10 protein-coding genes are annotated in these 12384 nt (G+C 34.8%); 2 read left to right on the top strand and 8 right to left on the bottom strand.

Annotated elements, in window-relative coordinates; genetic code table 11:
• Nucleotides 1-63 precede the first annotated feature (63 nt).
• Nucleotides 64-1542, top strand: a complete 1479-nt coding sequence (locus AOB57_RS10450) for an MATE family efflux transporter (protein ID WP_054299455.1) — start codon at nt 64-66, stop codon at nt 1540-1542.
• A 383-nt stretch (nt 1543-1925) separates the two neighbouring features.
• Nucleotides 1926-2819, top strand: coding sequence for a glycosyltransferase family 2 protein (locus tag AOB57_RS10445; protein ID WP_082384280.1), 894 nt, complete (start codon nt 1926-1928; stop codon nt 2817-2819).
• 508 nt (nt 2820-3327) lie between these two features.
• Here AOB57_RS10445 and AOB57_RS10440 read toward each other — a convergent pair.
• The 8 genes from AOB57_RS10440 to AOB57_RS10400 form a co-directional block, all read right to left on the bottom strand.
• Nucleotides 3328-4881, bottom strand: coding sequence for a hypothetical protein (locus tag AOB57_RS10440; RefSeq protein ID WP_054299457.1), 1554 nt, complete (start codon nt 4879-4881; stop codon nt 3328-3330).
• Between the two features lie 194 nt (nt 4882-5075).
• Nucleotides 5076-5699 (bottom strand): hypothetical protein, encoded by a 624-nt coding sequence (locus AOB57_RS10435; protein ID WP_054299458.1) that lies wholly within the window; start codon nt 5697-5699, stop codon nt 5076-5078.
• A 648-nt stretch (nt 5700-6347) separates the two neighbouring features.
• A complete protein-coding gene (locus tag AOB57_RS10425) occupies nt 6348-7577 on the bottom strand; it encodes a glycosyltransferase family 4 protein (RefSeq protein WP_054299460.1) in 1230 nt (409 codons plus the stop codon).
• Complete coding sequence (locus AOB57_RS10420; RefSeq protein ID WP_054299461.1) at nt 7574-8707, bottom strand: glycosyltransferase family 4 protein; 1134 nt, start codon at nt 8705-8707, stop codon at nt 7574-7576. Before AOB57_RS10420 ends, AOB57_RS10425 begins: the two co-directional genes overlap by 4 nt.
• A gap of 23 nt (nt 8708-8730) precedes the next feature.
• Complete coding sequence (gene pssE, locus AOB57_RS10415; protein WP_226999695.1) at nt 8731-9189, bottom strand: PssE/Cps14G family polysaccharide biosynthesis glycosyltransferase; 459 nt, start codon at nt 9187-9189, stop codon at nt 8731-8733.
• A 5-nt stretch (nt 9190-9194) separates the two neighbouring features.
• The gene (gene pssD, locus AOB57_RS10410) at nt 9195-9635 is read right to left on the bottom strand and encodes a PssD/Cps14F family polysaccharide biosynthesis glycosyltransferase (protein WP_054299520.1); all 441 of its coding nucleotides are present in this window, start codon (nt 9633-9635) and stop codon (nt 9195-9197) included.
• 85 nt (nt 9636-9720) lie between these two features.
• A complete protein-coding gene (locus AOB57_RS10405) occupies nt 9721-10770 on the bottom strand; it encodes a glycosyltransferase family 2 protein (RefSeq protein ID WP_054299463.1) in 1050 nt (349 codons plus the stop codon).
• 146 nt (nt 10771-10916) lie between these two features.
• Nucleotides 10917-11831 carry a glycosyltransferase family 2 protein gene (locus AOB57_RS10400; RefSeq protein WP_319592643.1) on the bottom strand — a complete coding sequence of 305 codons (915 nt, stop codon included), beginning with the start codon at nt 11829-11831 and terminating at the stop codon, nt 10917-10919.
• Nucleotides 11832-12384 lie beyond the last annotated feature (553 nt).

Raw genomic sequence — 12384 nt, 5'->3', positions numbered from 1 at the left:
TGATAGAACAGAGCTCGATCCGTAAAAGGAAGTATCCCCACTTTTTCATACAGGGGCATGTAAGTGAAACAACAAATTGGAGAAAGCAACGGTTTTAACCTTCAAGCGTTCAGTAGTGACGTTCTTATATATTCTTTCGGACAAGCCCTCCTCCTGATCTTCGGATTTATCCAGAGTCTCATTATTCCAAAGTATCTCTCTACAACTGATTATGGTTACTGGCAACTTTTCCTACTCTACACGACTTACGTAGGTATCCTGCACTTAGGGTTCCTCGACGGTATTCTTGTCAGGTGGGCAGGAAAAGACTTTGAAGCCTTCAGAGAAGAAATCCCCACAACTTTCAGGTTTATCCTTTTGGAACAGGGAGTTACTGTCGGTATCCTTATAATGATTGTTGGACTTGTCGATATATCCTACAAGGAGATAGCTCTAGCCGTGCTGGTCAATGCTATCATCGTCAATCTACTAACATTCTTTCTTTTCACAGCGCAAGCAGCAAAACGCTTTAAACTTGTGACAGCAGTCAATATCGGAAGAGGGTTACTGTTTATTATATTTGTCTTACTTATACTCTTTAGCGGGTACTTCAGTTACTTCTCAGTAATCCTTGCAACCATGGCTACGGGGATTACTATAGTATTTCTGTTTATATTTAATAGTCGTGACTGCTTGTTCTACCATACTACTGATAGGAAGTCCCTGCTCCAGTACGGGAAAGAAAATATCGGGATCGGAATTTTCGTCTTACTGGGAAATTTCACTGCACTAATCTTCGCAACAATCGATCGGTTGACCATCGGGTCGTTTTTCCCTATCACCCAATTTGCTGTCTACACTTTTGCTATGACAATGTGCGGCCTCGCTACGATCTTTCTTCAGGCAGTATCGCAGGTCTTTTTCCCTTACCTCTCCGGGTCGAGCGCTAAAACCAGAACAAAGGCATACGACCTACTCAAATCCGCACTTGTGATCTTCTGGGCAGGAGTACTCGCTGCATATTTCCCTTTTTCTGTCGGGATAAAGTACTATCTTCCTCAATATTCCGATAGCCTTCCCCTGATGGCGATCCTTCTATGCACGATCGGGTTTAGCGGACAGATAAATATCCTCCATGCCAACTTCTTCAAGGTTTACAGGAAACAGAGAACATACTTTGTCCTTGCAGCGGCATCCCTCATCGGAGCAGTGGCCCTCAATCTGCTTTCAGTATATCTATTTGGCACACTCACAGCCGTGGCCGCTACGGCAGTTGTCAGTTTCAGCCTCTGGTACCTCCTTAATGAAGTGGCGCTCCTGCACCTTGTTGCAGGTTCTGCCAGGAAGATTGTGAGATGGGTACTCGTGACTGGAGCATATATTGGAGCATTCCTCGGAGCCAATACAGTAGCTGAGACATGGGTTATTGGATTTGGCATCTATGGTATGCTATTTATCGGGATTACTACAATCTGCCTCCAACAAGAGACGGAGCAGTTCTGGAGCATAATTCATGAGGTCATAATGTTGAATCCTATTTTCTGCACATGTATGCAAAAATAACATCTATTTTCTCGATATAGCAATAAGTTAAAAACTGAATTCAAGCTTGATGAGATAATAAAGCAAATTGGTAAGTAAATAACACATCTGTATACATCTGCGGAATGTGAGGTGAATAATCGTTAGGGCTTACATACCTTAAGTACAAAATCAAATCCAATAGGCATTGTAATCAAATTCAATATTTAAACAGAACTCCTTCTCTAAATCTCGAATCTGAGATATGAGCCGGGTTTCTGACTATGAAAGCAATTTAAAAATAGCACGAGTGCGAGCAAAGTGAGTTGTGGGATACACTCATTATATAAATTTGAAGACTTTACAATCGAAAATATAAAGCTTATAAAGATAGCGTATAATGTCAAAAGCTGGAGGGATCATAACTGGAGAAAAATCCAAAAGTTAGTATTATAGTATTGAATTGGAATGGAAAGGAGGATACAATAGACTGTCTTAAGTCTCTAAAGAATATAACATATCCTAATTATGAAGTAATAGTGATTGATAATGCATCTACAGATGGATCAGTAGAAGAGTTCCAAGAACTAGTTGATATTAAATTGATTGTAAATAAGGAAAATTTGGGATATTCAAAGGGCAATAATGTAGGTATACAATATGCAATTAATAATAAAGCAGATTATGTTTTGATATTAAATAATGACACAGTAGTTGACCCGCATTTTTTAAGTGAATTGGTTAAAATTGCAAATTCAAATGAAAAGATCGGAATTCTCGGCCCTAAAACTTACTATGCAGAACCAGACAATATGATATATTACGCTGGCGCAAAAATTAATTGGTACACAGGGCAACCAAAACATATAGGTCAGAAAAAGATAGATGATGAACAATTTAATCAAATTAAAAATGTTGATTTTGTTGCTGGATCGTGCATGTTAATTAAACGAGAGGTTATTGAAAAAATTGGTATGCTTCCTACGGATTATTTTTTACTATGGGAAGATATAGATTATTCGGTTAAAGCGAATAGAAATGGTTTTGAATTAGTCTATGTACCAAGCTCTAAAATCTGGCATAAAGAATCTGTCTCGATCAAAAAAATAAAAACTTATAGAATTTATTATTCCGCCAGAAATAGATTGATATTTCACAAAAAATATGCTACAAAACTAGAATACTTCTCTTCAACTATATATTTTATTTTATATCAATTACCACTTAGTTGTTTGTTTATGTTTATAAGGAATAAAAACTTAAATGTTATCTCATATAGTTTAAAAGGTTTATTCCAAGGAATTTTTTATAAGTACTAGTCTTAGAACTCAAGGTTGTTTCTGTAAATCCTATGCTCAGGACAATTAATTGGATTCTAAATTTCAAAAAAAATTAAAATCTCACTAGATCTCAAAATTTTAGAATAAAATTATTTTTAGTATGAACTATAATATACCAATTTGTTTAGCTTCGTAAAACTACTCGTTAGTTTGGGTGAAATAAGTATTAAGATGATTTAGATGATCTCTACATTTACCAAGTTCTTTTAACTTTAACTATATTTACTAAGAAATAAGTGAATCTTTTATTGAATATATTACAAAATTGTCCTGTGTTGTATTATAATTTAAGCTATATATTAACAGGTTCAAAATATTGTGTACAGATCATAAATTATACGATACACAAAACATTTAGTTTATGATCTTAAATATAAGATAAATAGAGCATTAATTGGTTGTTATTATAAATCTTTGAAAGTTAACAATTAACAGAGGTATGCAAATGATACAAATCTAGATGTAGATTTTGCCACTTACTAAATTGTTAGGAACTTCTAAAAATAGAAGTGATCCTATCATCATAAATTTTATTTAAGTTTATATTGCGTTCAATATTATGCTCATGAATGACAATAGGGGTAAAGTCATTCCAACCACCAGCCCACGTTTTTTTGTTTTTAAATTCTTGGTTAATTATAACATAGTAATTTTTGAAATAACCATCATTACGTTCCAAAAAATTTGGGTCTACTAAATGGTAGAAATCTTCTTCTGAGTAGTACCTGCCATCCAATTTATCTCCCATTTCTGCAAATGTAATTTGATATAACGAAACAGTATAATGATCTGATAGAATTTGCGTATTGATACCATTATTATAAATCCAATTCGCCCCATAGTTGAACTCTTTATATTGAGACTTAGACGTGTTCTTTAAGTCCAAAGACCAATTCCAACAAAAAGAAAAGATAGATAAGAGTAAAATACAACATACGAATAAAGTTATGAATCTTTGTTTGCTTTTTGCTTCAAAACGAGTTACGGAAGCGACGGCTAATATTGGAAACATAAAGAGAATATATCTCAAAAAGAAGACACCTACCAAAGAATATATAATAGTATCTGCCAAACCAACTACAACAAGAGGATATTTAATAATAGAAGTTTTGACAAAGTCGACGTTAAAGTCTTTATTAAGTAAATTCTTAATATCAAAAAAAATGGATACTAAAACTGGTAACACTAACAGAACTAATATTAAAGCATTAATTAAAACCAATAATTTAGGAGACTCTGGATGGTACGCATATTTGTACTGCTCTGTTACAACACTACCTAAAAAACTAAAAAATGGATGAAGAAATGAAAGCGCCGAGTCATATATTGCATTGAACTTTATCTTTGGTAGATACGAATTAAAGGCTATATCATTAAAGATAAGAAAGAGTGTTATGAATACTATTAATATATTTTGCGTCAAATAATTTTTTAAATTTTTATTATAAGCATGCGAATAAAGTAAAATTAAAAAATTAACTATAATTGAAAATATAATCATCCAAACTTCAGCCGTATATGAATAAAAATTAGTAGCAGCAAAAACAATTAATAGTAAAATAATGTATCTTGCCTTTATTATTAATACACTATTGGATATAAGTTTTAAATATAAATAGACAAAAATAATGTAAAGAGTGAAGCCCCATCCATGTGGCCAAACGCTATAGTATGAGGTAGCAAATCCGAAGGCTAATGTAGTCATTAAAAGGAGAGAATGAATATTTGATCTAGTAAATTCTCTTGAGAGAGTATAATAACTGATTAAGAAGATTGGACCTACAATCACACAGAATTGAAGAGTTTGTAAATTAATTCCTGTAATTTTTTCTAAAATTAATAACATTACTCCGAATCCTTTTATATAAATAAGATTTGCACCAACAAAATCTACATTACCAACATCTCTATTTAAAATTAGATTTGAAACGTGTTGTAGTAAAAAAGGATCTATAATACTATTTTTTGAATATAGAATAAATGGCAATAGAGAAAATATAAACAATAACATTGCAGTGCATATTTTATGTAACCTGGCCATCTTAAACGCTCTTTTTAATATAATTTATTGTTAAATTAAAATTTGCCTATGATTTATATTTCAAATTATGATTCTATTATTATTCAAAATAATATTGAACTTTTACTAATTAAAAGTAAATTTATAGAATTGTGTATTATTTAGGAAACTTAATATGTATCTAGGTCATCATAAAATATTTTGATGTATTCCCCCTATTTATTCAAAACTCTATCAGTATCATAAAGTACAAGTGGCTCCTCGTCTGATCTCATTTTCAATAAATGCTTGGGACTATCTACAACGTACATGTCGAGAGGGAATTGATGGAAGAATGCCCTACTTCGTTCTTTAAATCCAAAAAGAGATGCTCTTAATCCGTTTAATAAACCTTTTTTTCTAATAATTCTTAAATCGAGATCTGAAGTCTTTTTAATTTCACTCCTTACAAGACTGCCATACACAATTACACTGTTAATGCTTTTTTCTCCTGAAGCTCTCTCTTTAATTCCATAAGCATAATCAATTATTTTTTCAGGATCGTTATGCACAATGCCAAAATTTTTCGCTAATGCAAATAGTTGCCCATTAAATATCCAGTTAAATGTATGCGATATTAAGAAAGCCTCTAGTAAACTAATATGGATGCCTAGGCCTAAAACAATTTTATATATTATAAAGGTAAAAATTGCATCAAGACATAGTTTGAAAATTTTCTCTGTTTTATCCGCATACAATATTCCCTGAAATAACCAATTTGTAAGAATAATCACAATTTTAAATCTAAAAATTGGTGTTAAAGGTCCTAGGTTTATATTCGCATATATTTTTCTTGCCATATTAACACCTAAATAGTTTACTTAATATCGAACAGTTTACTCGGGTCACATTATCACAGTTTTTTTCAACATGAATATTAAGTTGGGACGATAAACTCTCATATAAAGCATAACGCTCGTTAAAAGTTAGATCGTCTTTCAGTTCAGGTCTTCTAGAAAATATAGTAGATTTATCAAGATCCAGCATTACAAAATGTGCATTTTTCGGTATTAGTTTAAGGAATAATTTACCAACAGGTTTTCTGTATATTTCATGATCTTTAGTTGCTACAGCTACATCTATTAACGTATCATATACAAAACGATCACAAACAATAGTTGTACCAAAGAGCATTGGGATATAGACCTTTATGATTGTAAATAATAGGGTATCCAGAAATAAAATCCAGGGATATATTGTCGAGATAAATCTTGACTTGTAGAACTCATGGTATGAGCACTTTTGAGAACCCCCAAGAGTAGACACACGTGTATAGCCTGCAACTCTGCAAAAAGCTAGTAATGGCAGTGAGAATAAATGATGAAAACGAAGCCATTTATATTGACATTTGATGCCTTTTTTACGCAAGTGTTCTAGAATTAAATTGACATGAGTTGTTTTTCCTACCCCGTCAATCCCTGTAATACATATGAACATAGGCTTTTGGATCATAAACCCACCTTGCTTATTGATCTTCTGCCTAAAACTTGTTTAATCTCAGATACTACATGTTCTGACACGTCATGCCATCTCGGGTATGTTTGCATATACAAGGCAGCTTTTTTACCAGTTCTCTTTGTCAAATCTCGGTTTTGAATTAAAAAACTAATTTTCTCAGCTAGATCTTCGTCATTATTTGGTTGGACAATAAACCCTCTACCGTCTTCAAGTAACTCGGGTATACCGTCAAGAGCTGTAGAAATGACAGTTTTTCCCATAGCCATAGATTCAAGAATACTTGTTGGCACGTCAGATGGGACAATTTTAAAGGGTAAAGCGATCAAGCTGGAAAAAGTAATGAATTCTTTCACTTCATCTTTATCCAGGAAGCCGGAGATTATCTGTACATTTTTTTCTAAGCCGAGTTTTAGAATTAAGTCCTGAATCTCCATTTCTTCATGACTCAATTCACCGTCTCTGCGCCTCGAAAGAATTATAAGTTTAATCAAAGGATGTTGAGTTCTTACTTTTGAAACTGCTTTAATAAGGGAATCTGTACCTCTGATGCTCAGAGGAGACCCAAAGTAGAGAATATTAAATGAATTTTTGTCAAGCTTATATTTGCTGATAATTGAATTAAATTCATTAGATTTCATAAAATCAGACTCTTCTATGCCTGCTGGAACATGAGCAACCTTGCGTATATCCCCGCCCTTCTCTATAATTATCTCTTTATTTTTACGGCTCATGACAAATATTTTATTGCAATGTAAAGAATTCACAAGCCCACGAATAAAAAAAGATGGCAAGGAAGCGTAAAGAATGTGTGCTGATAAGAATTTTATATTTTTAAGTATTTCGTGAGTCCCGATTCTTGTTATATCTGAGGGTTTGTAAATGGGTCCAGTAAACAATCCAATTACAGGGATGCCTATTTGTTTAAATATATTCAAATAGAGATAATCAAGAGCCGTGACTGACCATAAAATTATGTCTGGTTGTTCGGATTTAATTAGAGAGACCAATTCCGTATTAGATTGGAATGGCAATTTCCTCAGCTTTTTTACATGCCTTATTGGAATGCCAGTAAGATTTTGTCCCTCTGAAGAACCATCGGTAATAATCGTAACATCAAAGTTTTTCTTGGAAAGGCCAATTGCAATTTCAGAGAAGTATCTCCAGGGCTGAAGCCGGATATTATTTTCGGTTAATCCATAACATACGATACAGACTTTCATATTGCAACCGGCTCCTTACAAATAGAGTAATAGCAGCGAAGAATTTTATCAGAGATTGCACTCCATGTAAATTTTTGTTCAATTGTTTTTCTTGCTGCAATTCCAAGTTCTGTTCTCAACTTTTCGTTATCCAAAAGAAAAGATACCGCTTCAGCCATTCTGTCAGGTGATTTTATAGGAACAAGAATTCCATTTTTTCCTGATTCTATAACATCTAGATTCCCGCTTACTGCAGTTGCAACAACAGGTAGACCACAGGACATTGCTTCAAGCAGTGTAGTGGGGAGACCTTCATAATGAGATGGCAACACGAATATTGTTGCATTTTGATATAATTCGATTAACTTACTTTTCTCGACATGACCCAAAAATTCAAACCTATCCTGATAGCCGGACTCGTGAACAATTCCTTTTAATTTCTCAAATAAAGGTCCTTTTCCTGTAAGTTTGAAATTGACATCTGGATATCGTGAACAAACACTAATACCACATTCAATAAAATCAACTAGTCCTTTTCTGTAACTTAACCGGCCTGTATATAGAATATATTTCTCATTTGTCTTATTCTGGATAGGACAGAACAAATTCTCATCTACACCGTTGCCTATGACTTCTACATCACCTGGATTTAACCCATATTCGCCTAGTTCTTGAGATACAGAGCTTGCAACTGATGTAATTATATCAGAAATATTAAACAATCTTGATTCAATCAGACAGCTTACCTTTCCTTGCAGCTTTACTGCTAGAGAAAATGGATTTACCAGCTCTACCATTCCAGTATCAGTTTTCATAGGAGTGTGTACAGTAGTAACTGTTGGAAGATTTGTTTTAATAGGTGGAGGTAGAGGAGTATGGTAATGTACTACATCAAAATCAGACTTAATTGAAGCGAACAATTTATTTACAAATACTCCGTGAACTTGTACGTGAAGGGGATATAAAGGAAAAAACGGAGCTCTATATAATCGGATACCTTCAAAGTTTTCTTCTTGAGCTTTGGAAGACCCTCGTGTAATGACAGTAACTTGATGCCCTTTTCGAATAAATTCCTTTGACATATTATAAATATAATTACCGATTCCTTCTTCAGGTGGGAATTTCGCAGATGTAATTACACAGATTCTCATAAATAATCAAACCAATAAGCATGTTAAGAAATTGAATAGATGTATCTTTTTAGAGATTGAACAAGTTTGTTCCTGTTACAGTCTTTTGTGAAAGAAAAATCTGTTTTTAAGGATCCTTCAAGTTCTTCTAGATCATAGATAACCGTAACATTAGAATTATCTGACATTTCTTTTGCAATTTGTAACTGGTGGTCATCTACAACTTCCCCATATTTTTTTAAGCGGGGAACAATTATAAGATGAGTTTTTTGTTCCAATGCGGTTAAAATTGATCCAACACCTGCATGGCTGATTACGATTCTAGCACTTGAATTAAGTTTTTGAACCTTAGAGTATTCCGCGAATTCAAAATACTCTGCATTTACAGGCTTATACTTTGTATTTCCGATTTGCATTACTACATCTTCATCAATTTTTCCTGCAATCTCATCTACTTTTTTAATTAATCTGTCAAAACCCTGATAATGGCTCCCAACAGTCACAAAAATCAAAGGACATTCCCCCAGTACTGTGCTTTTTTCCCGAATTTGGAAAGTAACTGTTTCCACTGGACTAAAAAGACATCTGAAACGGGATAGACTATTTTTCCGCTTAGCGAAGGTTCCTCAACTCTGCAAAGGCTTTCAATAAACATGGTTTTTATCCGAAGCAATTTTGCAGTATAAAAGACAGGGATTGCAATTTCAGAACCAGTTGAAATAACAATATCTGGTTTTTCGCGCAGCAGAATATTGAATACTTTAGGAATACTGAGCAAGAATCTTACAGGATTTTTTCCCAGATTTTTTAGAGTATATTTTTTTGGGAGCTCACTTGTTCTGGCTCCTTCATATGTTATGAAAAAAATATCTTGACCCTGGAACGCATCCATTAGTTGGAGAATTTCTGTAAGATGACCGCCATGGGAACATGTAAGACATATTTTCATTTTTATATCCATCCAGTAGTCTTTCAAAAAAATAATCAAAGTAAAGCAGCAGTACAGTAATCAACCCTGTTTTTGTGATTTTTAATTAGACTATTCTTCTTATTACTTTCATATTCAATGCATAAAAAGAATTGAAAATAATATCAGTCGTTCTTTTCATTATAGGGTTTTCAATAACCTGTTCAAAAGGAATACTCCAGTCTAGCAGTCCAAAAAACTCCTTATCTGTGACTCTTTTTTTAGAAAGGGTTTCGTCTCTTTTTATTGAAATAGCTCTAATATGCTTTATTATCCATAAATAAGCCATCAATTTGCTTTTTACGTATTTGGGGCCATTTAAAACAGCATGGCTCATTGTTACAATTTCAGTTATTGCAAGTGCAGGAGTTAGCAATAGCAATGTTTTCGTATCGAGATTTTTCAATAAAATTAAATAACGGTTTCTTTCAAGGTAGAACTCTTTCCAGGGAGCTATTGACAGATTGAATTTATGATATATTATGGACTCAGGAACATACAGAATTTTACCGCCCGCAAAACGTATTCTCCATGAAAGGTCCGCATCTTCCATATAAAGGAAAAAGTCAGGGTCAAATCCGTTGATATACTTTAAAACATCACGTCTTATTGCAAAGGAACAACCTGAGACTGCACCTACTGCCTGGAAGTTGTTGAATTCATCCACAGACTTATTGAGTCCTCTACAAAAGGTAAGTCCAGTAAGGTGGCTTGTGTTTGCACATGTGTTTATTCTGTCTTTCTGGTAATAGATCAGGATTTTTGAAGTAGTAGCTGCAATTGTATGGTCGCGTTCTAAGGGCTTAATTAGTTCAGCAAGCCATTCTGGATCTGCAACAGTATCTGGATTCACAACTACAATATATTCACCTTCTGCAACCTCAAAGCCTGCGTTATTACCTGCAGGGTATCCAAGGTTTTTTCCTGTCTGAACTACTTTTATCATGGGATAGTTGGTTCTTATGAATTCTTCACTGCCGTCCATAGATGCATTGTCCACTACAATAATCTCAAAATCTTGATATGTTTGAGACATTAAAGAAGGGATGCATTCTTCCAAGTCTTCCCTGTTGTTGTATGAAAGAATGACTATGCTTACAGATTTCTTTCGAGGCATTAAGATCGAACCTTCTCAAGAGTTGGTTTAGTTCTTAGATAGACTTTAGAAGAAATATTAAATCTCAGAGATTAAAGCCATTTTAAATATTTAACCCTTCAGCGCATCCCTCAGAATCGTAGATACCGAATGCAGCATAATACCCATCAAAGCCATAAACATCCCCACAACAATACACAGAACCATGAGCATGGTAGGCCAAAGTACAGGCCTTTTCCCAGTGTGAAATCGTGAAGGAAAATGGCACCCATAATAAGCCCGATAATTCCAAGAATTGATCCAGGTAATGTCAGGTAGTAAAGAGGCCTATTGAATTCGATATCTTTCAGAACCATCATAAGAACCCCAAGACCGTGTTTTATTGGGTTTTCTGTTGATCCGTCAACATCGTAACGGACGCCGATTTCGACTTCGGTTATGCGAAGGCCGTGGCGACCGGCGTCGGCTAGCATTTCGCTTTCAATTGCCATGCCTTTGGCAGTGAAGCGGAAGACGTCTTTTGTTGAGGCTGAGAAGGCTCGGAAGCCGCTCTGGGAATCTGTGATCCGGAGGCCGGAGTTGAGATTTGTTACTCCGTCGAGGATTGTCTGCCCGACGCGGCGGTAGGCTGGGGTATTCTTGTCAAGGCCGTTGAGGTATCGGCTGCCGTTGACCATGTCGGCTTCGCCTTTGAGGATTGGGGCAACCAGCCGCGGGATCTCGGCGGGGTTGTGCTGACCGTCGGAGTCCATGGTCACAATGACGTCTGCACCCAGGTCGGCTGCGGCTGTAAAGCCGGTTTTGAGAGCTGCGCCTTTTCCGCGGTTCGTTTCATGGCGAACAACTTCGGCGCCTGCTTTCCCGGCGACCTCGGCTGTGCGGTCCGAACTGCCGTCATCGACCACGATCACGTTGTCTGCATACTGGCTAGTTAGCAGGACTATGCTTCCGATAGAGACCTCCTCATTATAAGCAGGAAGAACCACAGTTATGTTCTGAGGGACTGTAACCTCCTTGTATGCTTTTTCCTCGCATTGAATCATGCACTGAGAACTTTTACCGGTGTTAAGCTCATTATTCATCTGTTCAACCTCTTTTCTGAACTTATATTACAAGAACTTATTTAAATTTTTTGCTAATACTGTTCCAAATATTAATGTATGTGATAATATTATAATGAATTAATATAATATAAAATAAATAAAAATTTTTAGGAAAAATATTTTAAATGTTAGTTACAATTTCAATACCCGGACGATTTCGCTTTAATCTGAATAAATGCATGTGGCTAAAGTATTACAATTCCATTCTAGCTCATTTTGAGTGTTCAGGTAGAAACAGTTAGTAGGGAGATTGCAACAAATAATATAGAGTTAATACGTTTAGATGGCAACATAAAAATGGAGCATTAAGAAATAGGTATATAAACCCAGCGGATTCACATTATCATAAAATACCTATCAAGAGATTAATATTATTAATACAGTATTAAGAAGACAAAGATATGATTTTGATGCCAGTTACAGTATTGAAAAAAATCGGCTTTGTAGAAAACTTATGAAATAACAAATCTGCATTAGTTTGAACTGGGTCTTGTGATCTATATTTTCAGCAGTTAGCCTTAGCCCTTAACAT

It is taken from the genome of Methanosarcina flavescens (assembly GCF_001304615.2).
Lineage (GTDB): Archaea > Halobacteriota > Methanosarcinia > Methanosarcinales > Methanosarcinaceae > Methanosarcina > Methanosarcina flavescens.
Note: the sequence above shows the minus strand (reverse complement) of the source record. Positions and strands in the feature narration are given on the sequence as shown.

Bases quoted from the DNA above. Each gene is read 5' to 3' on its own strand.
- AOB57_RS10440 (WP_054299457.1), bottom strand. From the start codon at position 4,881: ATGGCCAGGTTACATAAAATATGCACTGCAATGTTATTGTTTATATTT.
- AOB57_RS10435 (WP_054299458.1), bottom strand. From the start codon at position 5,699: ATGGCAAGAAAAATATATGCGAATATAAACCTAGGACCTTTAACACCA.
- AOB57_RS10425 (WP_054299460.1), bottom strand. From the start codon at position 7,577: ATGAAAGTCTGTATCGTATGTTATGGATTAACCGAAAATAATATCCGG.
- AOB57_RS10420 (WP_054299461.1), bottom strand. From the start codon at position 8,707: ATGAGAATCTGTGTAATTACATCTGCGAAATTCCCACCTGAAGAAGGA.
- pssD (WP_054299520.1), bottom strand. From the start codon at position 9,635: ATGAAAATATGTCTTACATGTTCCCATGGCGGTCATCTTACAGAAATT.
- AOB57_RS10405 (WP_054299463.1), bottom strand. From the start codon at position 10,770: ATGCCTCGAAAGAAATCTGTAAGCATAGTCATTCTTTCATACAACAAC.
- AOB57_RS10400 (WP_319592643.1), bottom strand. From the start codon at position 11,831: ATGAATAATGAGCTTAACACCGGTAAAAGTTCTCAGTGCATGATTCAA.